Annotated in this window: 20 protein-coding genes and 4 pseudogenes; 18 read left to right on the top strand and 6 right to left on the bottom strand. The window is 66.3% G+C overall.

Annotated features, from left to right (window positions below; genetic code table 11):
- Positions 1-435: 435 nt before the first annotated feature.
- Positions 436-663, bottom strand: coding sequence for a helix-turn-helix domain-containing protein (locus tag P2L57_RS18900; RefSeq protein WP_275815992.1), 228 nt, complete (start codon positions 661-663; stop codon positions 436-438).
- A gap of 1,551 nt (positions 664-2,214) precedes the next feature.
- On the bottom strand, positions 2,215-2,871 hold the full coding sequence (locus P2L57_RS18905) for an HAD-IA family hydrolase (protein WP_275815994.1): 657 nt from the start codon (positions 2,869-2,871) through the stop codon (positions 2,215-2,217).
- Between the two features lie 660 nt (positions 2,872-3,531).
- Between P2L57_RS18905 and P2L57_RS18910 the strand changes: the two genes are divergently transcribed.
- Together P2L57_RS18910 and P2L57_RS18915 are read left to right on the top strand one after the other, a co-directional pair.
- Complete coding sequence (locus P2L57_RS18910) at positions 3,532-4,098, top strand: ImmA/IrrE family metallo-endopeptidase (protein ID WP_275816129.1); 567 nt, start codon at positions 3,532-3,534, stop codon at positions 4,096-4,098.
- A 12-nt stretch (positions 4,099-4,110) separates the two neighbouring features.
- Positions 4,111-5,337: an MAB_1171c family putative transporter gene (locus P2L57_RS18915; protein WP_275815996.1), complete on the top strand. Its 1,227-nt coding sequence runs from the start codon at positions 4,111-4,113 to the stop codon at positions 5,335-5,337.
- A 77-nt stretch (positions 5,338-5,414) separates the two neighbouring features.
- On the opposite strand, the gene P2L57_RS18920 is transcribed toward P2L57_RS18915, so the two are convergent.
- The gene (locus P2L57_RS18920; RefSeq protein ID WP_275815998.1) at positions 5,415-6,278 is read right to left on the bottom strand and encodes a helix-turn-helix domain-containing protein; all 864 of its coding nucleotides are present in this window, start codon (positions 6,276-6,278) and stop codon (positions 5,415-5,417) included.
- A 522-nt stretch (positions 6,279-6,800) separates the two neighbouring features.
- On the opposite strand from P2L57_RS18920, the gene P2L57_RS18925 reads away from it, so the two are divergent.
- From P2L57_RS18925 to P2L57_RS18935, 3 genes and pseudogenes are all read left to right on the top strand, one after another.
- Positions 6,801-7,610, top strand: coding sequence for a ParB/RepB/Spo0J family partition protein (locus P2L57_RS18925; protein ID WP_443732076.1), 810 nt, complete (start codon positions 6,801-6,803; stop codon positions 7,608-7,610).
- 390 nt (positions 7,611-8,000) lie between these two features.
- Positions 8,001-8,582, top strand: coding sequence for an IS110 family transposase (locus P2L57_RS18930; RefSeq protein ID WP_275816000.1), 582 nt, complete (start codon positions 8,001-8,003; stop codon positions 8,580-8,582).
- 177 nt (positions 8,583-8,759) lie between these two features.
- Positions 8,760-8,999, top strand: a pseudogene (locus P2L57_RS18935) (IS110 family transposase); the annotation flags it as partial.
- A gap of 21 nt (positions 9,000-9,020) precedes the next feature.
- Here the strand turns inward: P2L57_RS18935 and P2L57_RS18940 are convergent.
- Positions 9,021-9,379: pseudogene (locus P2L57_RS18940) on the bottom strand (IS5/IS1182 family transposase); the annotation flags it as partial.
- Between P2L57_RS18940 and tnpC the strand changes: the two are divergent.
- Both tnpC and P2L57_RS40790 read left to right on the top strand, forming a co-directional pair.
- Positions 9,377-10,456 (top strand): annotated as a pseudogene (tnpC, locus tag P2L57_RS18945) (IS66 family transposase); the annotation flags it as partial. The pseudogenes P2L57_RS18940 and tnpC overlap by 3 nt on opposite strands.
- A 112-nt stretch (positions 10,457-10,568) precedes the next feature.
- Positions 10,569-10,616: pseudogene (locus P2L57_RS40790) on the top strand (hypothetical protein); the annotation flags it as partial.
- A 230-nt stretch (positions 10,617-10,846) separates the two neighbouring features.
- Here P2L57_RS40790 and P2L57_RS18950 read toward each other — a convergent pair.
- A complete protein-coding gene (locus P2L57_RS18950) occupies positions 10,847-11,986 on the bottom strand; it encodes a cytochrome P450 (RefSeq protein WP_275816003.1) in 1,140 nt (379 codons plus the stop codon).
- 61 nt (positions 11,987-12,047) lie between these two features.
- Complete coding sequence (locus P2L57_RS18955; protein ID WP_308292487.1) at positions 12,048-13,187, bottom strand: helix-turn-helix transcriptional regulator; 1,140 nt, start codon at positions 13,185-13,187, stop codon at positions 12,048-12,050.
- Between the two features lie 46 nt (positions 13,188-13,233).
- Here P2L57_RS18955 and P2L57_RS18960 point away from each other — a divergent pair, with 46 nt between their 5' ends.
- The 11 genes from P2L57_RS18960 to metG all read left to right on the top strand — a co-directional run bounded on the left by P2L57_RS18960 (position 13,234) and on the right by metG (position 24,466).
- Positions 13,234-13,569, top strand: a complete 336-nt coding sequence (locus P2L57_RS18960) for a hypothetical protein (RefSeq protein WP_275816005.1) — start codon at positions 13,234-13,236, stop codon at positions 13,567-13,569.
- Between the two features lie 425 nt (positions 13,570-13,994).
- Positions 13,995-15,014: an amino acid--tRNA ligase-related protein gene (locus P2L57_RS18965; RefSeq protein ID WP_372515768.1), complete on the top strand. Its 1,020-nt coding sequence runs from the start codon at positions 13,995-13,997 to the stop codon at positions 15,012-15,014.
- A 74-nt stretch (positions 15,015-15,088) separates the two neighbouring features.
- Positions 15,089-15,934 (top strand): class I SAM-dependent methyltransferase, encoded by an 846-nt coding sequence (locus tag P2L57_RS18970; RefSeq protein WP_275816009.1) that lies wholly within the window; start codon positions 15,089-15,091, stop codon positions 15,932-15,934.
- A 17-nt stretch (positions 15,935-15,951) separates the two neighbouring features.
- Positions 15,952-16,710 carry a class I SAM-dependent DNA methyltransferase gene (locus P2L57_RS18975; RefSeq protein WP_275816011.1) on the top strand — a complete coding sequence of 253 codons (759 nt, stop codon included), beginning with the start codon at positions 15,952-15,954 and terminating at the stop codon, positions 16,708-16,710.
- 15 nt (positions 16,711-16,725) lie between these two features.
- The gene (locus tag P2L57_RS18980; RefSeq protein ID WP_275816013.1) at positions 16,726-17,814 is read left to right on the top strand and encodes a S66 peptidase family protein; all 1,089 of its coding nucleotides are present in this window, start codon (positions 16,726-16,728) and stop codon (positions 17,812-17,814) included.
- 2 nt (positions 17,815-17,816) lie between these two features.
- Complete coding sequence (locus tag P2L57_RS18985; protein ID WP_275816015.1) at positions 17,817-18,581, top strand: SDR family oxidoreductase; 765 nt, start codon at positions 17,817-17,819, stop codon at positions 18,579-18,581.
- Complete coding sequence (locus P2L57_RS18990; RefSeq protein ID WP_275816017.1) at positions 18,578-19,888, top strand: phytanoyl-CoA dioxygenase family protein; 1,311 nt, start codon at positions 18,578-18,580, stop codon at positions 19,886-19,888. The genes P2L57_RS18985 and P2L57_RS18990 overlap by 4 nt, the downstream gene beginning before the upstream one ends.
- Before the next feature lie 47 nt (positions 19,889-19,935).
- Positions 19,936-20,385, top strand: coding sequence for a hypothetical protein (locus tag P2L57_RS18995; RefSeq protein WP_275816019.1), 450 nt, complete (start codon positions 19,936-19,938; stop codon positions 20,383-20,385).
- A complete protein-coding gene (locus P2L57_RS19000; RefSeq protein WP_275816021.1) occupies positions 20,382-21,632 on the top strand; it encodes a hypothetical protein in 1,251 nt (416 codons plus the stop codon). The genes P2L57_RS18995 and P2L57_RS19000 overlap by 4 nt, the downstream gene beginning before the upstream one ends.
- A gap of 1 nt (position 21,633) precedes the next feature.
- Positions 21,634-22,608: a phosphotransferase family protein gene (locus P2L57_RS19005; protein WP_275816023.1), complete on the top strand. Its 975-nt coding sequence runs from the start codon at positions 21,634-21,636 to the stop codon at positions 22,606-22,608.
- Positions 22,609-22,849: 241 nt separating this feature from the next.
- The gene (metG, locus tag P2L57_RS19010) at positions 22,850-24,466 is read left to right on the top strand and encodes a methionine--tRNA ligase (protein WP_275816025.1); all 1,617 of its coding nucleotides are present in this window, start codon (positions 22,850-22,852) and stop codon (positions 24,464-24,466) included.
- Positions 24,467-24,586: the final 120 nt, after the last annotated feature.

Here is a 24,586-nt window from a genome sequence, read left to right on the forward strand (position 1 = left end):
GCCGCTCGGCGCTCATGGCGACTGACGCCGACACGGCGGCCTGACCGTGGCAACTGCAACCAAAAATGCACCAGACGCCGACGAGGCCCCAGACCGAAGATCGGTCCGGGGCCTCGCTTTGCCTGTTCAGGCGGTGCGGAGGATACGAGATTCGAACTCGTGAGGGGTTGCCCCAACACGCTTTCCAAACGTGCGCCCAGCCGTTTGCCTGGCTGATATATCGTCACCGTGCCTTGGTCGCCCAGGCGTAGGCGGGTGTATGGATCGGTGGTGTGGACCAGGGCGATCCGGTCTCCGAGCTGGATCATCGTGCGCCTCCTCGCTTCGAAGCCGCAGGCGGGCGGGGTGACTGTCCGCCCTTCGCGGTGGTTGTTGTAGTGACTGGTCGGGGTGGCAGGCGTCCTGCGGCCTGACACCCCGCAGGGTGTGGGACGGCTACTGCTCGATGCTTGTACGCAGTTGGTACCGGCGCGGGTGGTCGTTGACCTGCTGGGCTTGGCCGTGCTGTTCGAGGGTGACGAGGGCGTTGGCGATGGCCCCGTAGCTCTTGCCGGTGACGCGGCTGAGGGCGGTGGCGGTGAACTCCCCACGGGGGTGAGCCTGTAGGTGGTCGAGCACCATCTGGCGCAGCGCGCCGGGGGGCGAGTCGCTGCTTGCTACCACCGGTCACCACAGTCAGTTTCGGCGCTGCGGACTCCTCTTGGGCGGCCGAGGCGGTTGCCGTCCTAGGGGCATCTTCCGCAGCCGCGCTGTCGATCTGTGCAGGCTCAGTGCCCTCTTCGGTCTGGACGCTGGTCTTGGTCTGGGCGGGGGCTTCGTGTGCGTTGTCCTGCGCGTCCGGGGCTGGGGTGATAGGTGTTTTGTGTGCGGTCGTTGGCGGCTCTTGGCTGTCGTGTGAAACAGAGGGCTGGGCTTCGGTGGTGTTGTCGGGGTGGTTGGTGTGGGGCGGGGTGGGGGTACCAGTAACTGGCGACGCGGCGGTTGCCGTCGAGTGTGCCGGGTTTGGGCGGACGTGGCCGTCCATTTCCAGGCTGGCGATGGCTTTGGTGGCGGTGGAGCGGCCGTTTCCGGTGGCTTCAGCGAGGGCGGCGGCGGTGGTTCCGGGCTGCTGGGTGAGGGCCTCCCACACGGTGGCATGGGTGCCGGTGAGCGCTGTGGTGTCGGGTGTGGGCGGTTCGGGGGTGGGGTGTTGATGGGTTTGGCGGGGCTGGGTGGTCATGGTGGGACCTGCACGTAGATCGGGGTGGGTGCGGTGGGGTAGGTCCCCGGCCGGGGGTGCGGTGTGGTGCCGCTGGGTGCCGTCGGGTGCGTCCGCATCGCGGTGGTTCCGTTGGCGACGACCATGGATGCGGTGGATGCGCTGACAAGTCAAGCGGTCCAACGGGCCTGGTCAAGAGCGTGTTTGAAGAGCGCCGCCCCCCGCCTCCTTCGAGGAGCTGTACGGCATCCCGGCGCGCCCCGGCCTGCCGGATGCAGCCCTGGCGCCCCGAGCCGAGCGAGGGGCCCAGACCGTCGGCCGCGTTGCGGGGGAGAGCGGGTCACGGCAGGGAGTCCGCACCGACGTCGGGCGGGGAGCATCACGGGTATCGTGATCGTTCAAGACCGTTCCCAAGCCACCGCATCCGGCAGCACCACGCGGCTGTGCACGCGGTGTGCACGACGGCGAGTGCACGCGCGGCGTATCCGCAGGTCAGAACCGCTCTCGGCAAAGCGTTGAGGGTGCCCGGCGTACAGCTCGACTCGTCTGCCGCTTTGGGCCTTCGGCCTGGGCGTTTGGCCTGGTCAGGGCCCTTGGGCTGGCTGCCGGAGTTCCCGGGATTTGCTGCGGGTTCTCGGGAGTTCCGGCAGGGGTGTGCACGGGATGCACGGGTGGGGACGGCGTTGGAAGGCATCGGCAGCGGCGACGCTCGGCGCCTTGCTGGCTGGGGCCACCTTCCCGGGAGCTGCTGTGCCCGGAGGGCAGTGGATGGGCTGGCCCAGCACTACGCCCCCAGCCGCGCCGTAGCCGCAGGTTTGTGCGCCCGGCGGGAGCCGCAAAACATGGGATCCCAGGACTTACACAAAAATGCTTTCACGCATCCGGGCGTCGGCGATTACCGCTGACGTCACCGTGCCGTACTTGGAGGGTTTTCGGTGCGACAGTGTGTCCTGTCGCGATGTGCAAGGAGTGGCTTGCTGTGGCTCTGCGGTTTCGAAACCCTCATCCGAGCCGCATCATGCGGTGATCGTAATCTGCACGCCGCTGTCCGTGTCGCGTACAGATACCGAGGAGAGGTCGGAAATGATCATGTCTGCGGCATGCTCAAGCTCCTGGGCACTGCACGTGGTTGTCAATGCCACGGTCGTCATGCCGGCTGCTCGTCCTGCGGTGAGTCCGGCAGGCGCGTCCTCAAACACCACGCAGCGGGCCGGATCCACGCCCAGTCGCTGAGCGGCAAGCAAGAAGGGCTCGGGGTCCGGCTTGTGGCGCGTGACGTCGTCCACAGTTATCAGGTGCTTGGGGTAGACGCCGATCTGGGCGAGTCGGATCTCGGCGACCCGTCGAGTGCCGGAAGTGACCACTGCCCAGCGATGGGCCGGAAGCGCAGCGAGGAGCTCCTGAGCGCCAGGCACCGGTGTGACACCGCCGGCAGCTGCATCATCGATCTCGGCTTGTTCGAGGCGGGCCACCGCTTCGGCGACCTTCTCGGCTGGCAACAGATCAGCGACGATCGCGGAGGCCGGCCGACCGTGGACTTCGACACTGGTCACGTCGGCCAGGGTTAGTCCGTATCCCTCGGCCCAGCGGGTCCAGCAGCGGACCAGCGATTTCAGCGTGGAGAGCAGTGTTTCGTCGCTGTCGAACAGGAGCGCGTCGGCCGAGATGTTCATGAGAGTGGAGGGTACATGGAACCCGGGCACGCAGGGACGCCGGACCGAGGGCTTGCTTCATTTCGCCTTGCCAGGCGACGAGACAGGCGAGTGCTGCTGACCCGCCGGTGGATGCCTCAACGCATCGCTGCCGCGCAGACCATGTTTGCCAGCGCTTACCGGCGAGGCATGGGACAGTTGCTGACGGTTGCGGCAAAGCGCAGCGTGAGTTGTAGAACACATTTTCAGCCACTGGAATGGGCTTCCACGGGAGGCTGTGGAGCCCCTTGAAGGCTGTTGGGGCAGGTCACCGCGTGCGTGGGCCTCTTGGCGGCCTGCCGGGCGATGGAGGTAGGGGCGCATCCGCTTACGGAAGCCGCTTTCGTGGTCCTGATCTGGCCTCTAGAGTCTCGCTCTGAGGCGGCGCGTCTAGCACGGCTAGGGTTGCCAGCACCGGGGGATTCTCCATGGCGCGTTTCGTTTGGGTGCCTTGCGGGTCCGCGGAGTTGACCTCGCTGTAGCTTGAGGGGAGTGCCGGAGTAGTCCGAGTCGTGGCCACTGCTGAGGGCGCGTCAGCTCGGTCTGCCAGTGCACTCTGCTGTCGGCATCGGGAGTAGGGCTCCGGCAGAGCCCATGTTCCACGGGGGGTGCAAGACACCGGAGGAAGGTACGGAGTTGGAGGTGATTCGGCGGCTCCTCCATGGCAGCGAGATGCGTCGGCTGAGCAAACGCTGCGAACAGCAGCTGAGCGACTTTCCGGTACCTGACCCGTTCAGTCTCCAAGCTCTGATTAGCAATCTCGAGGCCGCGCGGAACTGCTCCATCCATCTGGTTCCGGTTCGCGGCATGATGACAGATCTGCGCACGGCCTGTGGCCTGCGCGTCTGTGTCGGCTCGAAGAACTTCATCCTTTACCGCCCTCGCCCTACGCCGAACCAGACCCAGCACACGATCTTCCACGAGTTGGCACACCTGTGGTTCGACCATGGGCAGGACCTGTCCGCCGCGGAGGAAGGCTACCTCGTACCAATCTTTCAGGGCCTCTTGGCCGAGCACCTCGGTGCCGATGTGGTGATCCAAGCGCGTGCGCACTACGCGAGTGTTGAAGAACGCGAAGCCGAGCTGTCCGCCTGCCTGATTAAACACCTCATACGTCGGCGGTCGGCGCTCGGAGCGGACCTGGTCAGCGTTATGGAAGCAAGCCTTAGCCACCCTCTCGCCCCGCTACGGACACACCGCCAGCCGTAAGGAAAATTCGCATTGGACGTTCTCGTCCTCGTTGCTTGCATCGAGATGACCCTTGTGGCGCTATGGCGGCTACCAGCCATCCGCCACGGCGACCCCCTTCGTCGCGCCCTGTGGGGCTGCAGCTCAGGTTTTGCTGTCGCTTTGTGGGCGCGCTTCCCCCCGTTCAAACACGCTCTCGACCAGGTGGGGATCGTCGACTTCGACGCTCTGGTGAAATACCTTGTATCGATGGGCGCATGCCTTGCGCTGCTCAGCTACGCCGTCACTAGCTATGGTGTTGCAGCTGACGATGTGCCCAGGCGTATCGCGATCTGCCGCAAGGTGGCTCGCGTTTCATGGCGGGCCACCATCTTTATAGTCCCGCTGATGACACTGTTGTTCTTCACTGCTGTGAACCGTGCCCGCCCGAGTCATGACTTCGCTGCCAGCCATGCCGGGGAGTGGGGTGCAGCGGCCTTCATGACCTGCTTCTACCTGTATTTGGGGTCGGCGGCCGTGACCTGCGCCTATCAGTGGACCTTCGTCAGCCGACACGCGGAGTCGGTCGTGCTCCGTACCGGCCTGACCCTGGGAGCGGCTGCAACATGGCTGTACACCCTGTACTCGGTGCTGCGTGTGAGCTACATGTGGGTCGCGGTGTTCGTACCCATTGGAGCGGCACTGGACGGAAGGGTTGCTTCTATCGGCGACGGCCTAAACGTACTGGCAGCAGTGCTTTTCGCCACAGGGGCGAGTCTGCCGACGACGGGTGTGGCCGCCCAGCGCTGGACGGCCTGGCGGATGCTGTGGCGCCTTTATCCTCTACGGCACGACCTGACCAGGCAGTTCCCTGGTGTCACGTTTCATCCGGCTGTTGGCCGTCTGTCGGAAGTCACGCGAGTGTGGCCTTCGTTGGATGTACGTCTCGACCGGGTGATCCAAGAGTTGGGCGACGCCGTTGAACAACTGCGCCACCATGCAACGCCTCAACTCTGGCCGGTTGTTGAGGAGGCCACGGCCGAGCATTCTGATCCGGGGCCAGCTGCCGAGGCGTACTGGATCGCGGCTGCGTTGAAATCCGCTGTGAACGGACGACATTCCCCGCTTCCAGTAGAGGCTCTGCCGGATAAGCCCTTCGCTACCAGCCAAGCCGAGGCCTGGTGGCTAGCCCGTGTGCAGGCCGTCTACGCGGGAATCTCGGCAGGGGAGATAGCGGACATCCTTAAGAGGGCGGGAGAACCTCCGCTCCATTCGGAGTGAGTGCACCAAGCCCACGGCGCGCGGCGTCAACGCTCAGCGGCCGCCGCACGGCTGGCTATCGCACTTGTCAGTACACGTCACTGCCTGTCGGTATTGGGCTCGGTCGTCTCGCGCAGAATTAGCTCGCTGACGGTAGCCAGCATGTCGCTGCTAATTCCCTTGTGGGCGCCGCGGGCCGCCACGCGCACGCCTTCGCTGCGTATCAAGGACAAGAAGCGCAGGCGCTCCATCAGTTGGGCCTCGATCTCCTCGCCTGATTGGAAGAAGAACGGAGGCACCCCGAACGCTTCACTCAACCCTTCGAAAACCGCGGCTGTCGGCAAGCCCTCAAGAGCCTTGCCCGCGGCCAGATCCTCGGTCCGTAGGGCCTTGACCGTCGCCGGTTTGATGACCTCAGCGCGTGCTTTGTCGTTGATGGCGGACGCGATGGCTTCGTCCGTCACCTGCCGACGGTTGTCCAGAAGGAAGCGGATCTTCTCCGGTAGCGTGCGGGGCGTTTGGTCGGTGATGTGGGGAGTGGAGGTCAGGATGCCGAAGGATCTGTCTTGGGCGGCTTCCATCTCCTCAAGACTCACTTCGTAGAGGTCGGCCACGCGTGGCATGAGGTCTGCGGGGAGCCGACGCTTGCCATTCTCGGCGTTGCTCAGTGGCGGCCGATGGATACCCAAGGCTTTGGCGGCTTGGGCCTGTGTGTATCCAGCGTCGGCGCGTAGGTCGCTGAGGTCGGGAGGGCTGAGTCGCGGGAACAGTGTGTCGATGTCCTGCTTGAGGGCCTTTGCGACGGCAGGCAGGCGGTCCGGGTGAGGAGCCGCCTTGCCGTCCTCCCAATCGACGATTGGAGTCTTGCTGAGCCCGAGAGCGCTGGCGAGGTCTGCCTGTCTGAGGCCAGCCGCTCGGCGTACGGCGCGTACGCGATGACCGTCGAACTGACGTGGCGGCACCAGAAACTCCTGAAACTGCGAGGGCGAACCTAGTAATTGTAGCCATCGGCTTGATACCGAGACCTACCTGAAGTAGGGTCTGGTAACAGATCTTGCTGCGCGGTCTCCATGCTGCGGTCGAGAGGCTCACGGAATAACAGCGACACTCTCGTGAACATGCCGGTGGCCGCAAGAGAGAGGAAGTAAGGCGGCGTGGATATCAGCGGTGCTCGCAGTGGTGCAGTTGATCGCAGTTCCGACTCATGGGGCAAGCGTAGTGTCGACTCGGGAACTGGCCTCGCTCGCGTCCCACTCCCGAGCAACGGCAACGCTGCGGTGGCCGCCCACAGCTATTCGTCCGCAGCCGACATGTCTTGCGCCGATGAACCCCACCCTGAGGGGCATCGGCAGCGAGCCAGGCTGCCTCTTTCCTCCCTCCTGCCTTCCGACTCCCCGCGGATCGAAGGCGAGAGCGAGGAGCATATAGATTTGCTCGTCAAACTAGATACCACGTTACCGCCCGTCATCGTGCACCGGGAGACGATGCGTATCGTCGACGGGATGCACCGCCTACGTGCGGCTCAACTGCGCGGTGACGAGAGCATCGAGGTGGAGTTCTTTGATGGTGAAGCAGAAGATGCCTTCGTCTTAGCCGTCCAACAGAACATCACTCATGGCCTTCCGCTTTCACGCGCCGACCGGACTGCGGCCGCGAAGCGCATCCTCGCAGATCACCCTGACTGGGCCGACCGCCGAATCGCCCACAGTACGGGCTTGGCTCCTGGTACTGTTGCGGCCCTTCGACAGTGTTCAACTGATCGAAACGAACAGTTGAACACCAGGGTTGGGAGCGATGGGCGTATCCGACCGCTCCGCGCGACTGAAGGGCGCCTGCGGGCGAGTCAACTCATAGCCGACAATCCTGGCGCCTCGCTGAGGGAGATCGCCACGAGCGCTGGTATTGCCCTGGCAACAGCCAAAGACGTGCGGGACCGCTTGCGCCAAGGAATAGATCCCGTGTCGGCGAAAGTTAGTAAGACCTCATCGAACTCTACTGTTCGTGCGAATGTGAAATCGGCGCACGGTCCGGCTGCCAGCCGAGCCGCATTAGTTCCGCCTGTAGCCGCCGATGGTGTCTTGCCTAGCCTGCGCAACGATCCGTCGCTTCGTACGGAGGCCGGGCGTATGCTCCTGCAATTGCTGATTGCTCACTCGCTCGATGACGAGGTCAAGTGGCGACAGCTTGCAGCAGGTGTGCCGGGCCATCGCGTAGCCGTGGTGGCGCAAATCGCACGCCAATGCGCGGAAAAGTGGCGCCATTTGGCGTGTGAACTCGATAGGCGCGGGTTATAGGCGGCCCCGGAAGCGTTGAGGTCCATCATCAGGTTGCGAACCTGTTGGGTCGCCCAGTCCGGTTCGGGTGTGCGGTGATGCCCAGGATGTGCACCCGGTGCGATGCGACCTCCATGCCGAACAGCACGTACAGCCGTCGGCAGAAGGCGGTATCGGGGCCTGTTGGCCGCACCCTGACGGATGGAAAATATGGTCGGCGGCTGCCCGGCTGACGTCGTGATTTCTTGGCGCGGTCCAGCCCGTGTGGAAGTTTGCCGCTGGGATCCGATCTCCTTTTCAGGTATCCGTCACTGTTGCTTCGAGCACGCAGACCAGAATCTTGACTCCTGCTGGATCCCGCCGGGCGGTCGTCGTTGGTGTTGGCCGCTGGTATGGGTTGGGGTGGTGGGGATGGATGTGGTGCATCCGCGGTGCGCGGGCATCGATATTGGCAAGGCGGATATGAAGGTGTGCGTGCGGGTTCCCGGGACCGGCGGTCACCGGCACAGTGAGGTGGGCACCTTCTCGAGGATGGCGGCCGGGGTGCTCCAAGCTCGCGATTGGCTGGCGGAGTTGGGTGTTGCCCTGGTGGCGATGGAGGCGACTGGGTCGTATGGGAAGCCGGTGTTCTACGGCCTGGAGCAGCACTTCGAGTGCTGGCTGCTCAAGGCTCGGCATATGCGCAATCTGCCGGGCCGCAAGACGGATGTCGCGAATTCGGTGTGGATTGCTCAGCTGGTCGAACATGGCCTTGTCCGGCCCAGTTTCGTTCCGCCCGAGCCGGTCCGTCATCTCCGTGACCTGACGCGTTATCGGGCCGAGTTGACCGCCGAGCGTACGCGGGAGGCCGTACGGCTGGAGAAGCTGGTGGTGGACTCCGGGGTGAAGGTGTCGGTGGTGGCTTCGCACATCCTGACCAAGTCGGTTCGCGCGATGACTCGAGGCGCTGATCGAGGGGGAGCGGGACCCGCAGGTGTTGGCCGATCTGGCTAGGGGCCTGATGCGCCGGAAGATCGTGGAGCTTCGGGAGGCGCTGGCCGGTGATTGGAGCGCCCACCATGGCTTCCTGGCTCGGATCATGCTCGACCGCATCGATGCGTGTACCGCTCAGATCGAGGCGGTGACCGGGCAGATCGAGGTGGAGCTGAGCGAACACCGCGGCGTCGAAGGGTGTTCCGGGCCGGTGGAGCGGTTGTCCACCATTCTGGGGTTTCCACCCTGCTGGCCCAGGTCATCATCGCTGAAGTGGGCCTGGATATGGCCCGGTTCCCCACTCCCGGACACCTCGCCTCGTGGGCGGGGAGGTGTCCGGGCAACAACGAATCGACGGGCCGACGGGGGCCGGGGCGCACCCGGCATAGCAATGTCCACCTACGGGCTGCTCTGGGACAGGCCGCGATCACCGCCGCGCGTGCGAAGAACACCTATCTTCGCTCCGGCCGAGACCAAGCGGAGCGGGACGCCGCGTGCCTCGGTGGCCACCGAGCGCTTCAGGCCCTGCTTGCCGCGGTCCACGGGGAGCGCCCGGCTGTCTCTCCTCCGCATGGGGCCTTGGTGATGCAGCCGTCCACGGACAGCTCACCGAGCTCCAGGCCGATCATGCGGTCGTACGCCTGCAGTGCCAGCGCATGCACCTGCTCGAATATACCGATCTGTGCCCAGTACTTGATGCGGCGACGCATAGTGCGGTCGGAGCAGCCGGGAGTGGCAATCCGCTCGTACCCAGAGCCGTGTACCATCGCGGCGATGACGTGCTCAAAGACGGTCCGGTCGGCGGTGCGCGGGTTGTGCTTCTGGCCCTCGTCGGCGAGTTGCGCAGCGAGCTGACGGCGACCCGGGCGGAACTGGCGGCGGCGCGCGCTGCGATCGCCGAGTTGCGGGCGGAGAACGCCGAGCTGAAGCGCCGCTTGGGGATGAACCCGAAGAACTCCTCCAAGCCGCCCTCCAGCGACGGACTGGCGAAGCCGGTCTCGCTGCGCAAGTCGTCGGGCCGGGGGCCGGGCAAGGCCAAGGGCGGTGCCGGGGGTGCGTTGCTGCAGGTGGAGGGCCCCGATGTGGTCCAGGTTCACCTCCCGGCCGCGTGTGGCGGCTGCGCGGGCGACCTCGCGGAGGCCGAGGTGGTCTCGGTGGAACGACGGCAGGTCTTCGACCTGCCCGCCACGCGGCTGCGGGTGACCGAGCACCGGCTGGAGCACCGGCGCTGCGCCTGCGGCCAGGTCACGGTGGCTGCCGCGCCGGACGGGGCGGCAGCTCTGGCCCAGTACGGGCCGCAGATCAAGAGTCTGGCCGTATACCTGCTCACCCGTCAGCACCTGCCGTACGAGCGGTGCGCGTTACTGCTCGCCGATGTGCACGGCGCCGAGGTGGCCACCTGCACCCTGCTGGAATGGGCCGGGCAGGCCGCGCAGGCGGTGGCGCCGCGCACCGAGGTAGTGCGCGAGCAACTGATCGAGTGCGACGTGGTCGGCTTCGACGAGACCGGCACCCGGATCGCCGGCCGGACCTGCTGGGTGCACACCGCCTGTACCCCCTCCCTGACCATGTATCACGTACACGCCAAGCGCGGGGTGGCCGCGATCGAGTCCATGGGCGTGCTGCCCGCCTTCGCCGGCATCGCTGTCCACGATCGCTGGAAGCCCTACAAGACCTACACCGGCGCCCAGCATGCCCTGTGGGCCGCGCACCACCTGCGCGAGTTGACCGCCGTCGCGGAGAACGCGGCGGCGCAGCGCCCCGAGGCGTGGGCGGCGGAGCTCGCGAAGCTGCTGGTGGACACCTGGGACGAGATCAAGGAGATCCGCGCCGCCCACCCGGAGGCGACCGGCTTCACCGTCGACGCCCTGGAGCGTCTCACCGCCCGCTACGAGGAGATCTTCACCGTGGGACGGATGCTGCACCCACCCCGGGACCCGGCAGCCCCGGATCACACGACCAAAAGCGGCGAACCTGCTGGACCGCCTGGACGCCGAGCGCGATCAAGTGCTCCGGTTCGCGTTCGACTGGCACGTGCCGTTCGACAACAACGGCAGCGAGCAGATGATCAGAATGGCGAAGATCCAGCAGAAGATCTCCGGAGGCTGGCGCACGGTACCGAGCGTTTCTTCGCCGTGCGCGGCTGCCTGTCCACCGCCGCCAAGCAGAGCGAGAACCTGCTCGACGCCATCACCCTGCTCTTCGACGGCCGAGGCGCCTGGATCCCCACCCCGGCAAGTTGAGCACCAAACCAGTCACCAAAAGAGAAAATTGGGGGAACCAGCTCAGCGGACGGCCGGCTCGAACCGCTCCGCGGCCCTCATCCCCCGGCCGACGTTCCACACCACACGCAACGGTGACAGCGGCTCGGACCGTCCTTCGAGCACGGCCGTCAGTGCCACCGTCATCAACTGCCTGGTCATGGCGGCTCCCAGGCAGGCATAGCGGCCGCGGGCGAACGCCACGTGCGGGGGCTGGCCCCGGCCCATACGAAACGACAGGGGATCCGGGAAACGCCGTGGGTCACGGTTCGCCGAGACCAGAAGAAGGACGATCCGCTCGCCGGCGGGAATCACCTCATCGTCGATATCGACGTCGACCAGTGTGCGGCGCGGGGCGAAGTGGAAGGGCGTCGTGAGGCGGATCGCCTCGGAAACGAAGGTGCCGGGATCGGACTGAAAGTATTCACGGTATTCGGCACCGCGCGAGACCAGTTCCACAGCGGTCGCCAGCGTACTCATCGTCGGCTGCAGGATCCCCGTGACCATCTGTCCGTAGATGGCCACCACGTCCGACGCCGCGATGTCTCCCCGCGATATCGCCCCGTCCAGCTGGGCGCTCAGCGCGCTTCGTCCCTTCCGAGCGCTGGTGAGGACGAATTCGGAGAACTCGGCGAGGGCGCGAGCGGCCCTCGGCATGACCTCCGGGTGGTATTCCGTCTGCGCCGCGAACTGCATGATCTGGGCGGCCCACGCGGGTACCTGGTCGAACTCCCTCAGATCCATGCCGAGGAACTCGGCCAACGCCGCCTCGCAAGCGGGACGTACGAGTCCCTCGAAGAGCTCGGACGGCTTCCTGTCACCGCTTCCTAGCCGATCGAGCTCCACGCGGACCGCGTCCGTGACCCGTTCGACCTCGGCGGCGGAGAAGGCCGGCAGGATGAGGCGACGGATGTCCGTGTGGCGGGGCGGATCGGAGAAGACGGGCCACTTGGCGATGAAGTCGATGACGGGAGCGCAGACTTCACGCTGCTCGGGAGTCATCTTCCTGATGAAGGTGTCCTTGGAGCGGGCACCCAGGTCCGGGCTCACCAGAAGGTTCCAGACGTCTTCGAACCGCGTCACATACCAGGAGGACGTCTCCGGGTGCCAGAGCACCCGATGTTCCTCACGTATCCGGTCGTACCAGTCAATCGGGTTCTTCATCCCGGCTCCTCCATGCTCGCCTGTGTGCGTGACGGGTTCACGCTCTCCCCGCCCCGTCTGCCTACTGATCCCGATCGGATCCGACCGGCGCCGCCTGGTCGGGCACCTGCTCCAGCGGTATCCAGCCCCGCTGGACCGCCCGCACACCGGCCTCGAACCGGCTACGCGCGTTGAGTCGCTCCATGAGTTCCGCCGCGATCCGACGGGCCGTACGGTCGGACACACCCAGCCGTTTGGCGATGGCCTGGTCGGTCAGTCCCTCCGCCAACAGTCGGATCACTTCGGCCTCCTGGACGGACAGCCCGCGGTCGTCGACCGTGGGTCCGCTGCCGAAGGGCGTGGCCTTCTCCCACTTGGCTTCGAAGAGAGCGCACAGCGCCGCGACCGTCGCCTCACTGCGGATCACCACCGCTCCGACCCGTGCGTCGGCGCTTCGCATCGGAAGAACAGCCTGGCACCGGTCGACTATGACCATGCGAACCGGCAGGCTGGCCGCCGTTCGCACCTCCGCCCCGCGGTCGCTGAGCCATCGCATGTGGTGGAGCGTCGGCTGGTGGTTGCGCAGGCTGTCGAGATAGAGGGTCCGCATGCGGATACCGCGCTCGAGCAGCATGACGTTGGGTGTGCGGCTGGCCACCAGTTCCTCTTCCGGATGCGCGCCTCCGTGCGCGAAGGTCATTACCTCCGTCTCCGCTAAGGCGGCGAAGCCGGCGAGGTGCCGACCTATCTCCTCCGGGCCGACCAACCGCTCGAAGTCCCGGTCGTCGTATGGCGGGCAGAGACTCGAGTACGCCGCTACCAGCTTGACGGCAGCGGCCTTCGTCGCGTCCAGCCGCATCTGCGCGACCGTGAGCTCCGACTGCTGCTGGGCCAGCAGGAGTTCCATCGCCGTCTCCGGATTGAGCGCCCGAAAACCGCTCAGGTCCTGTTCCGATGTCGAGACGAGAGACAGTTCACTGAGGCACTCCAGCGCTCGACGGACTTGTGCCTCGGTGGTGCCCACGAGATCGGCGAGACCCTCGACTCCCTTATCAGGGTGAGTCAGCATCAGTCTGTATATCTCTTCAGACAGCGCATCAAGCCCAAAGATGTCGAGCATCGCAACCTTCCGTCTTCCGTCCTGTCCACGGATCGCCGTAATACTACGATGACAGCAACCGACCGGCGCTGGACAGTTTATGTCGTGGCCGATTCTGTCCATTGTGGGAGTCTATGCAACGCCTTTACCGCCGCTGACTATTGTGGGTATGTATCTTGTCCACGCCCGGCTGGAATCGGACGAGCACACCGAACTCCCCGCAGACACCTCCGGCCTGGTGACGCAGAGTGCTCGACCCGGCGAGCGCCTCCAACACGCGGTAATGCACACGAGCCGTGTCACCGGCTCTGTCCTGGGGCTCTTCCTGCTTGCTGCCACCCTCGAGGAGGCGGAGCGCACCGCGGCGACGCTATGCCAACGCGTGCTGGACGAGAATCCCGAGCTACGGCGGTTCCGGTTGGCGTCGTGCGGTGTGGCCATGCCGTCGAGCTATTACGAGCGCATGCTCCGGTCAGCAGGCACGGAGCGGCCGCCCGAGGAATAGCGAGAGGCCCACCGACATCCGGATCGCGTCACTCCGCTTCACTGGACGCAATATGCCGAGGCCGGAATCGGCCACCAACAGGACTGTGCCCGCCATTGCCTGGATGGCAGAGTTGAGCGCCGAAGGAACGACCTGTCATTGGCGCACCTCCGGAATTCTTGGTTAATTCCATGGGGGGAGCGGCTCGACAATAAAAGGGGGAATCGATCGTGCTCGATGAAGGAGCTTTTGCTGACCATCGCCGCCGTCGGATGTCTGCTGCCGTGGTCGACCGGTTTCCATGACCAGGAGTAGAAATCGACCGACACCACTGCGGTGCGGGCGACACCGACCGACGTCACCTGAGGCCCTTGATCATCGCACCGCGGAGCTCAGCCCCGATGCCACATTCATGTGAGGCACCACCAGAAACACGGGAGCATTCTTTGATAGTTGCGCAGAAGACATCGCACGGCGGCTGGCGTCCGGCTTCCGACCGGTTCATCAAGATCATGGATGATCCCTTCTACCGCGTCCTCGTCGACCTCCAGGATCTGCTGACCACCCGCACGACCGAGTTCTGGGCGGCCCGGCGCGTGAAGGCCCTCCATCTGCCGATCACCACGAGCAGCATCTCCAGCCCCATGGGGCTGGGCAGTGACTCCACGCCGGTCGAGATCGATCTCTTCGGTGACCGCACGTTCCTCGCGGACTCGATGCAGTTCATGCTGGAGTACGGCTGTCGGTTCAATGCCGAGGGTGCCTGGTACCTCATGCCGAGCTTCCGCGGAGAGGACGCCGACGAGACGCATCTGAACCAGTTCTTCCACAGCGAGGCCGAAATCGTGGGCGGCCTCGACGACGTAATGGCAACCGTTCAGGAGTACGTGCAGGCCCTGGCTTGGTCAGTCCTCGACCGCATGGCCGACGAGGTGGGCGACGTCGCCGGCGGAGTCGGCCACCTGGAGCACATGGCCGATCTGGACTCCTTCCCCCGCCTCACGCTCGACGAGGCGGTCGACCATCTCGGCTCCGACCCGGATGCCGTCCACCACGCGGACGGCTGGCGCACCCTGACCCGGCACGGTGAGCGGCGGCTGATGGATGAGATCAGCCCGATCCTGTGGGTCACCCACTTCGACCACCTGTCGGTGCCGTTCTACCAGGCGTACGCGGACCCCGAGCAGCGCAGCTCCCTCAGCGCGGACCTGCTGTTCGGCGTCGGGGAGGTCGTCGGCTCCGGCGAGCGTCACGCCACCGGAGCGGAGGTCAGGAAGGCGCTCGCCCAGCACCAGGTGTCCGGGGAGGCCTACCGCTGGTACGTCGACATGAAAGACGTCCGGCCCCTGCGCACGTCCGGTTTCGGCATGGGCGTGGAGCGCTGGCTCATGTGGGTCCTCAACCACCGCGACATCCGTGAACTGCAGCTCGCGCCGCGCCTGAACGGTATCGCCATCGCGCCGTGAGCCTCCTGCGGGAATCCTCTGTTCCCGCCCCGCCGTATCTCGTACCCGCCCCGATTCAACGAATGGACACCTGCATGTCTCTCATGACCGACGAGCAGTTCAAGGACTTCTTCGAGCCCTACGCCGGCAACGTAGAGGGCTTCTACGAGGTCGCGTACTGGAAGCTCTCCGACGCCCTGATCCAGGAGCTCTTCCGCCGTCACCTCTCCGCCGAGCCCGGCGCGCACATCCTCGACGCGGGCGGGGGGACCGGCCGCTGGGGCCTGTGGTGTGCCGACGCGCTCGGTGTCGAGGTGACGGTGGCCGACAAGTCCTCCCGCATGTTGGCGGAGGCCAAGGAGAACGTCGCCCGTGCCGGTGCGACGGACAAGGTCCACCTAGTTGAGTGTGACCTGGAGAATGCCCCGCAGCTCAAGGACGAGCAGTTCGACGCCGTCATCAGCACCTATGGTGTGCTCAGCTTCCTCTCCGACCCGGCGGCCGCCTTCTCGACGCTGTACCGGGTGATGCGCCCCGGCGCCCACGCGCTGCTGATGAGCCACTCGCTGTCGAACGCCGTGCACTCCAAGATCAACCGCGACGGCGCCGACGCTGAAGAGCTCCGCGCGCTCATGCGGGACAGGATCGTCAGGTGGGCGCCGCACGTGCCCCCGCTGCGTGTCTACGACTCGGCCGAGCTGCGCACACTGGGCTCGGAGGTCGGCTTCGAGGTCCAGGGCGTCTACGGCGTGACGTCCCTGGCGATGCCCGGTGCCGACGACTTCGGCTACCCGTACACGAACATCAGCGACATCTCCCGCGCGCTGGAAGACGAGGAGTACTTCCGCACCGTTCTGGACCTGGAGCTGCAGGCGTCCGAGCAGCCCGAGTGGGCCGACCGCGGCGTCAACCTCATGGTCCACGTCCGGCGCCCCTTCTGACCCCGGAGTTGCGCGAGATGACTGGTCAACTCAAGCCCTACGAGGCCTTGGCCGCTGTGTACGACGCCTGGACGGCGGAGAACAAGTACGACGCCTGGGCGGATTTCATCCACGAGCAGCTCCGTTCGGCGCTCGGCGACGAGTCGGCGAGCGTGCTGGACGTGTGCTGCGGGACGGGAGCCCTCACCCGGCGGCTCCAGGAGCGCGGTCACCGGGTCACGGGGGTGGACGCCTCGGAACGGATGCTCGAGCAGGCGCGTGTCAACACCGCTGAGGGGACCGAGTTCATCAGTGCTGTGCTGCCCGCAGCCGAACTGCCCGGTGGATTCCAGGCGGCCATATGCACCTTCGACAGCGTGAATTACATGTCCGGCCCCGGCGACCTGTCGCTTTTCCTGACGGCGGTCGGCAACGCCCTTGAGCCGTCAGGCGTGTTCGTCTTCGACGTCAACACCCGCCACAAGCTGGAGAACGTCTTCGGCTCCAGCCACTACGGCGACGACTGCGGTGACTACGCGTACGTCTGGCGCAACCGCTACGCCCCCGACGCCAGGTGCGTCGACTTCCTCATCACGCTCTTCCTGCGTGAACAGGGCGTCTTCACACGCCATGAGGAGCGGCACCGGCAGCGGTGGTTCTCGCACGAGGAGATCCGCGCGGCGGCGGCAGCGGCCGGCTTCAAGGTGTCCCTGGTCGTCGACGACTACGGGGACGCGCAGGCCCACGAGGCGAGTCTCCGTGAAACGTGGGTGCTCGTGAAGCCGGGGACGAGCTGATCCATGGTGTCACCGATGGAAGATCACGGGACGAAGCTCGTCGGCCCGCGGGCCCCCTCCCTCCCCCCTGCCCTGCGGCCCGGCGATCTGGTCGGGGTCTGCACGCCGTCCGGTCCGGTGGCCGGCATCGCGGGTGAACGGTTCAGGCGCGGCGTGCGGGCCCTGGAGGGGTTCGAGTGGCGCGTCGTGGTGGGGCCGCAGGCGCAAGTGAGAGGGTACAGCGCGGGTTCCGCACGGGCCCGGGCCGAGGAGATTAACGCGTTTCTGCGTGATGAGCGGGTGCGGGCGATCTTCACCACGATCGGCGGGTTCAACGCCAACGGCGTCCTGCCGCACCTGGACTATGACGCGCTGCGCAGCGATCCGAAGATCATCGTCGGGTACAGCGACATCACGGCGATCCTGCTCGGCGTCCACGCGCGGACCGGGGTCACCACCTTCCACGGCCCCACCTTGATGCCCGAGTTCGCTGAGTACCCCGAGATGCTGTCCTACAGCGCGGACTCGCTCCTGTCCGTGGTTACCGGACCAGGCCCATGCAACCCGCTGCGCCCACCCGCCTCCTGGACCGAGGAGTTCCTGCTCTGGGACGAGGAGGACAAGAGGGCCCGCCGGCTGGAAGGGCACCCCGGGTGGAAGTGGGTGGGCAGCATGAGCGGCAGGGGGCCGCTGCTGGGCGGGAACCTGGAGACCCTGTGCTGCCTGCTTGGCACTCCCTACCTGCCCTCCTTCGAGGAGGCGGTGCTGTTCTGGGAGACCTGCGACACCTCCATGGCGAGGCTGGACCGGTCCCTGTGCCAGCTCGACGCGGCAGGAGTCACCTCCGGGCTGGCCGGAATGGTAGTCGGCAGGTCCTTCCGCGGCGGCGAGGCGTTCGAGAACGAGCTGCGGACTCATGTCACCCAGCGCTACGCGGACCACGGCTTCCCTCTCGTCATGAACGTGGACATAGGACACACCGATCCCATGCTCACGCTGCCCGTGGGCGCCATCGCAGCGCTGGACGCGTCGTCGAGAACCTTCCGTCTCACGACTTCGGGCGTCCGGGCCGGAGACAGCAGCGGCCTGCCACAGGCGGCTACCCAAGGGCGGGCAGAGCGGTGAGCGTGCAGGACGCCACTGAGCGGGACGCCCGGCACGAGGCCGACGGCGGCGAACGCACAGCCCTGGTCATCGGCGGAAGCAGCGGCATCGGAAGAGCCGCGGCCATCGCATTGGCCCGTGACGCCTACGCGGTCCACGCGGCCAGTCGCTCCGCGGACGCCGACACCCCCGCACCAGGGCCGGGCATCCAGCAGACGGCGGTCGACATCTGCGACGAAGGATCGGTCGCCGGTCTCGCTCGGCGTCTCGATTCCACGATCCACGGTCTGGACGTGCTGGTCATCACCGCCGGCAGTGCCCGGACGGGCCGACTGGCAGAGCTCTCACCGGCCGATCTCGAACGCATGCTGCTGGAGCATGTCGTGGGCGCCTTCCGGGCCGTGAAGGCGTTCCGTAGCATGCTGGCCGCCCGACAGGGGCACGTCATCCTCGTGCTCTCCAGGATGGGACGGCGTCCACGGCTGCACGGTCACGCTTACGGAACCGCCAAGGCCGCCCTCGAACATCTTGCGGGCTGTCTGGCACTGGACTTGGCGGAGGACGGGATACGCGTGAACTGTGTCAGCCCCGGAGCCGTCGACACCCCTCAGTTCCGGGCGAACCTACCCTTCCGTGATCCGGCCGACGCCATGCGCCCGGAGGAGGTCGCCGATGTGATCGTGGAGCTCGCAGGGCCGCGTTTCCTGGGGGTCAACGACACCGTGATCGACATCCCGGGGCCTTCGGCACGCGGACGACTCGGCAATACGCCTGGGGGAGCGCAATGACGGAGTACGGCGAGCTCAGCGGAAAAGTGGTGGCAGTCGATTTCGACGGCGTCCTCCACTCGTACACCTCAGGCTGGACCGGATACGTCCCCGTCGATCCGCCGGAGCCCGGCGCCCTGAGGTTCGTTCACTGGCTGATCGGCCAGGGAGCCGAAGTCGTGATCGTGTCGTCCCGCGCGAACCGGCCCGAGGGCACGGAGGCCATCCGCACGTGGTTGCGGACCCACGGCTTTCCGGAACTGGAGGTCACGCAAACGAAGGTCCGGGCGGTGGCCTACGTGGACGATCGGGCCGTGCCGTACGCCCAAGGCGACTGGGACGACTGCCAAGCCCGCGTATCCCTGCTGTCCGGCTCCAACCGAAACGAGAGAAGAGGCCCACACGTGAAGACCCTGTTCCCGTCGGCGGACGCCGCCGAGGACATCAACGAACTGACCTCCCGGCTGGTCCGGGACGGCTACGTGTATCTACCCGGGTTCCTGCCGGCGGACACGGTGGAGGCGGTCACCGGACAATTGCGGCAGGCGCTGCACAAGATCGGCTGGCTGGCCGGGCCCGATACGTCAAAGGTCGCGCCGGGAGCCGAACCGAAGTTCACCGGCGATTCCTTCCGCCAGGTCTATCCGGTCATCCAGCAGCTCGAGGAGTTCCACCAGCTCGCCCACGACGACAGGATCCTGCGTCTCATGGCCGGCCTGCTGGGCGGGGACATCTTCTGCCACCCGGCGAAGGTGTGCCGGATCTCCACACCGTCCGCCGGAGCCGGTGCCTACTTCACACGGGCGCACCAGGACTTCGTGGTGCTTCACACGTGTTCGGACGTGCTGACCGCGTGGATTCCCTTCACGCCGTGCACTCCCGAGAGCCAGGGGTTGCGCATTCTCGCCGACTCGCATCGGGACGGCTTCCTGCCGACCGACGCTTCGGTGGGCGGTGCCCGGCCGCTCTACCTGCCAGTGGCCGCAGACGACCCGCGCTGGATGACCGCGGACTACGCCGTGGGCGACCTGGTGGTGTTCCACAGCCTCACCGTGCACGGCGCAGGCCCAAACGCGTCCGACACAGTACGGCTGTCCGCCGACGTCCGATACCAGCGGACCGGCGACGAGCCCATGCGCGCCGAGTTCGCGCATCCGCACGGATGGCCGCGGACCCCCGACTGGGACGAGCTCTGCGCGGGCTGGTCCACCCGTGCCTGGGTGGACACACCGGACACCGTCCCGCTGGAGCCGATGCCCACAGACGTCTCGTACGGGGAATACCTCTCCACCCTCGTGACGCCACCTTCCCGGCTGCTGGGCCTTTGATCCCAGCTGTGCGGCACCGGCGAAGGGCTCACGAGGCCTAGTTGGAGGTGAGTGAACTGCTGTTCGGAAGTGAGCGCTCGGAGCGCGTGACGGAAGTCCTAGACGGGATGGGATACATGCGCCTCCTCGACCTCCCGGCGATACCGGAATCCAATTCCATGGGACTCCGGTACCAGAAGGCCTTCGAGGTCGCACCGGCCGGGAACCCTTGGTATGTGCGTTCCTACGGCCTGCGATTCGATCTAGCAAGCCCCAGATGGCTGCGGTCGAGCAGGAAATGGTATTCGCTGGGCTGGGGCCTGGACCCTGTAGGAGAACAGCGTGAAATTCTTCTGGTCCAGGAATGGGGGAATCCCTCCGACCGCCTCGGCCTGCGATCGAACACCGAACTCATGGAGAACCTCGACGGTTATGCGGAAGCCGTCGAAGTCACCGAGGCCGGTTACTGCCTGCGCGCTGCCGCGCTGATCGACTCGCCGGGAGACAGCGCACGATGAAGTACACCGGGTATGCGAGGGCACTGGAGCGCGGGGCGTTCATCATGGGAGCGCCGCGCAGCAAGGGCATCGTGGTATGGGCCCGGCCCGGGATGCAAGCCGTGAAGCTTCTGATCGAGCGATTCAGACAGCTCACAGCGCAGCGCTTCACGCCGCATGTGGTCGAGCACGGCTTCCTCATGGAGGCCGGCCAGTACCGTGCCGTCTTCGGCGACTACGCGAATGTGTACGGGTTGTCCGCCCCGCTGAGCGGCGTGGACTATCTGCTGCGCCCGGACAATCTCGTCAATACCGTGGGCGGATTGCGGGACGCCGAGGCAGCGGGCCCTGCGATCGCGGTGGGCGGGTTGCTCAGGGATTCCCCCGGAAAGACACCTCCCCTGTTCCGTGACCGCTACATCTGGCCGGCTGTACAGCTGAACCAGCGGGTCCCCGAGGCGACGGCTGAAGACACCCTCGACTTCTACCGGGGCGTGGTCGAGGAGCTGCTGTCGGCCCTCGCCCTTCCGGTCGTCACGGTCCGCACGGGGCCCATCGCCGACTACGGCCGCCTCACCTACCTCGCCGTCAGCGTGCTGCCGGACGGCCGGCCCACCGTGCTGGCCACGCTCTACGTGCTCTCGTCCCAGCTGAAGAAGGCACTCGGCGATCCCCTGGACATCGTCGATATCGGCTTCACGGGCAAGCTGATCGCCCTGTGCGCGATGTTCCACACCGACAGCCGCGGGCTTGCCCTGCCCAGCATGCTGGCTCCGCTGCAGGTGGGCGTCACCGTCGGGGACGCGACGGACCAGGGGAAGCTGGCGGCCTGGCTGGCGAACCTGAAGGACGCGGGCGTCCGCTACCAGGTGGCACCACCGTGTTCGGCGCTGCGGGACCGTAACCGCTGGGAGAAGCGCTGGCACCGCCAAGGCACCCCCCTGGCCATCGGCCTCGACCGCCGTCCTGGTTCGGTGATCTGCGCGAGCCGCCTCCCCCTGCGGCGCCGTGAACTGCCCGGGCTGCCCTCCCCGGACGACATACGCGCGCTGCTCTCCGACCACGACCGGCGGCTGGCCTCCAGCACGGCGGAGCTCTTCGAAAAGAGCCTGGGCGACGGCGGACACCTGCGCACGGCCTGCCCGTCGTGTGCCGCAGATCTACCCGTCTTCGGGGAGGTCGTGCCGGTCCGCCGAGGCCGCTGCGAGTTCTGCCGCTCCGCCGAGGGCACCTGGCTCTTCACCAGCGATCAGGGAAGGTTCTACTGACGTGTCCCGCGAAATCCGGGCACATGCCGATCCACCGGCAGCCGTGCCCCGTCCCAGACGGCCGGATCTGCACGAGCTGCCGCTCCACATCCAGCGCTGGGTGGTCGACACGCTCGGCAGTGGGATCGCTCACTCCAGCACGCAGGCGGGCGGTTTCTCGCCCGGAGCCGCCTGCCGGCTGGTGCTGGACAACGGTGAACGGGCCTTCCTCAAAGCCGTCTCGGCGACGGCCAACCGGAAGGCGGCCGCCCTCCATCGCCGCGAGGCCGTGACCGCGGGCTCGCTACCGCCGGACATCGGTGCCCCGACGCTGCTGTCGGTGTTCGACGACGGCGAGTGGGTCGGCCTGCTCATGTCGGACATCGACGGACGGCATCCCGCGCAGCCGTGGCGAGCCGACGAGGTGGAGCGAGTCATGTCGAGCCTATCCCGGCTCCACGAGAACGTGACCCCGGCCCCGACGTCCGCCGTCCGTACGTTCGTCGAGACCCATGCCGAGCAGTTGGGCGGGTGGCGCAGGCTGGCTGCCGCACCACCCGAGGAACTCGACGCCTGGTCTCGCCGGCACCTAGACCGGCTCGCCGGGCTGGAACGTCTGTGGCCGGCGGCGGTGGACGGCACCACGCTGCTTCACGCCGACCTGCGTGCGGACAACATGCTCCTCGTCGGGAACGACGTGGTCTTCGTCGACTGGGCCTGGGCATGCGTGGGAGCCGCCTGGGTGGATGCCGTGGCGTTCGCTCCCAGCGTCGCCATGCAGGGTGGGCCGCCCCCGCAGTGGCTGCTGGACAGGTGCCCCCGGGCTGCGACCGCCGATCCGGAAGCCGTCACCGCGGTCGTCGCCGCCGTCGCCGGCTACTTCACCGAGCAGGCCTTGCTCCCGAGCCCGGCGAGCCTTCCCTCGTTGCGCGACGTCCAGGCCCGGCAGGGCCATCAGGCCCGGGCCTGGCTGCGGGAACGGACCCGGTGGCGATGAGCCGACGCACGCCCACGCCGAGAATCGGCACGTTGGCCGCCGGCAGCGACATACCCGAAACCATCACCCAACGCGCTCCAGCTGAATGTTTACCAGTGCACCACTGCGAAGGGCGTCGGCAAGAAGCAGTCAAATTGCCATCAAAAAACTACTAAATAACGACTCGCGCCCCCAGCGGCTGCCCATCCTCCCTCTCTATATCGAAGTGAATGCCCGTCAGACAGTCAGTAGTATTTCGACCATGGCGACTACTGGATCCGAAAAGCAGGGCACGAAGGCCTACTACGTCACGACGCCCATTTACTACGTCAATGACGCCCCTCATCTAGGCCACGCCTACACGACCGTCGCAGGCGACGTGCTCACGCGTTGGCACCGTCAGCGCGGCGAACAGGTGTGGTACCTCACCGGCACGGACGAGCACGGCCAAAAGATCCTGCGTTCCGCCGATGCCAACGGAGTCTCACCGCAGGAGTGGTGCGACAAGCTTGTGGACGGGGCCTGGAAGCCCCTCTGGGAGCACCTGGAGATCGCAAATGACGACTTCATCCGCACCACCCAGAAGCGGCACACCGAGCGCGTCCAGGAGTTCGTGCAGGACCTCTACGACAAGGGCGAGATCTACAAGGGCGGCTACGAAGGCCCGTACTGTGTCGGCTGCGAGGAGTACAAGCTCCCAGGCGAGCTACTCGATGGTGACGGTGAACTCGCAGGTCAGAAACTGTGCCCTGTCCACAAGAAGCCCGTGGAGATCCTCAGCGAGGAGAACTACTTCTTCCGTCTGGGCGAGTACGGCGACAAGCTCCTGGCTCACTACGAGGCGAACCCCGGCTTCATCCAGCCCGAGTCCGCGCGCAACGAGGTCGTGAACTTCGTCCGGCAGGGCCTGCAGGACCTCTCCATCTCTCGCTCGACCTTCGACTGGGGCATCCCGATCCCCTGGGACGACAAGCACGTCATCTACGTCTGGGTCGACGCGCTGCTGAACTACGCCACGGCGGTCGGATATAACGAGAACCCGGAGAAGTTCGAGAGTACCTTCCCGGCAGACATCCACCTGGTCGGCAAGGACATTCTCCGCTTCCACGCGGTGATCTGGCCGGCGATGCTGATGGCCCAGGGCCTGCCGCTGCCGCGCAAGATCGCCGCGAACGGCTGGTTGATGGTCGGCGGCGAGAAGATGTCCAAGTCCAATCTGACCGGCATCAAGCCGCAGGACCTGACCTCGCACTTCGGCGTGGACGCGTACCGCTGGTACTTCCTGCGCGCGATCGCCTTCGGCCAGGACGGCTCGTTCTCCTGGGAGGACTTCTCCGCCCGCTACACCAGCGAGCTGGCCAACGACTACGGCAACCTCGCCTCCCGCGTGGCCGCCATGGTCGGAAAGTACTTCGGCGGCGCGCTGCCCCAGGCCGCGGCCGACGGCGAGGCCGAGCAGGCAGTCCACGACGGCTTGGCGAAGGCGGTCACCGAAGCCGACCGAAAAATCGGCGACGAACTGGACTTCCAGGGTGGCATCCTCGCCGTCTTCAACTTCATCAAGCAGGTCAACGGCTACATCACTGAGCAGGAGCCCTGGAAGGTCGTCAAGGACGACGCCGAGGAGGGCCGGGCCCGCCTCGCCACCATCCTCTACACCGCCGCGGAGTCGCTGCGCGCAATCGCCGTCCTGCTCAACCCGATTATGCCCGAGACCTCTCAGAAGGTGTGGGCCTCGCTTGGCGCCGAGGTCTCTCTCGGTGCCCTCGCCGACCAGCGGGTCCAGGAGGCCGGCGAGTGGGGCAAGCTGCCGACAGGCTCCACTGTCACCAAGGGCGCGATCCTCTTCCCCCGCCTGGAGGAAAAGCCCAGCGCCTAGCCTCCCCGTTTCGCTCGGGGATGGCTGACTCTGGGACGAAAATATGAAAGTGCCTTCCTGGCCTGGGACGATGAACCTTGCCGAGGGGTTCTGTCGGTCTAAGCGGAGGGCACTTTCTAC

The sequence above is a fragment of the Streptantibioticus ferralitis genome, assembly GCF_029223525.1.
In the GTDB taxonomy this organism is placed as follows: Bacteria; Actinomycetota; Actinomycetes; order Streptomycetales; family Streptomycetaceae; genus Streptantibioticus_A; species Streptantibioticus_A ferralitis.

What these genes read in the sequence shown, in the direction of transcription:
- P2L57_RS18980 (WP_275816013.1), top strand. Translation starts at nt 16,726, where the DNA reads ATGGAAGATCACGGGACGAAGCTCGTCGGCCCGCGGGCCCCCTCCCTC.
- P2L57_RS18975 (WP_275816011.1), top strand. Translation starts at nt 15,952, where the DNA reads ATGACTGGTCAACTCAAGCCCTACGAGGCCTTGGCCGCTGTGTACGAC.
- P2L57_RS18925 (WP_443732076.1), top strand. Translation starts at nt 6,801, where the DNA reads ATGCGTATCGTCGACGGGATGCACCGCCTACGTGCGGCTCAACTGCGC.
- P2L57_RS18950 (WP_275816003.1), bottom strand. Translation starts at nt 11,986, where the DNA reads ATGAAGAACCCGATTGACTGGTACGACCGGATACGTGAGGAACATCGG.
- P2L57_RS18990 (WP_275816017.1), top strand. Translation starts at nt 18,578, where the DNA reads ATGACGGAGTACGGCGAGCTCAGCGGAAAAGTGGTGGCAGTCGATTTC.
- P2L57_RS18955 (WP_308292487.1), bottom strand. Translation starts at nt 13,187, where the DNA reads ATGGACAGAATCGGCCACGACATAAACTGTCCAGCGCCGGTCGGTTGC.
- P2L57_RS18930 (WP_275816000.1), top strand. Translation starts at nt 8,001, where the DNA reads ATGGATGTGGTGCATCCGCGGTGCGCGGGCATCGATATTGGCAAGGCG.
- P2L57_RS18960 (WP_275816005.1), top strand. Translation starts at nt 13,234, where the DNA reads ATGTATCTTGTCCACGCCCGGCTGGAATCGGACGAGCACACCGAACTC.
- P2L57_RS18970 (WP_275816009.1), top strand. Translation starts at nt 15,089, where the DNA reads ATGTCTCTCATGACCGACGAGCAGTTCAAGGACTTCTTCGAGCCCTAC.
- metG (WP_275816025.1), top strand. Translation starts at nt 22,850, where the DNA reads ATGGCGACTACTGGATCCGAAAAGCAGGGCACGAAGGCCTACTACGTC.
- P2L57_RS19000 (WP_275816021.1), top strand. Translation starts at nt 20,382, where the DNA reads ATGAAGTACACCGGGTATGCGAGGGCACTGGAGCGCGGGGCGTTCATC.
- P2L57_RS18905 (WP_275815994.1), bottom strand. Translation starts at nt 2,871, where the DNA reads ATGAACATCTCGGCCGACGCGCTCCTGTTCGACAGCGACGAAACACTG.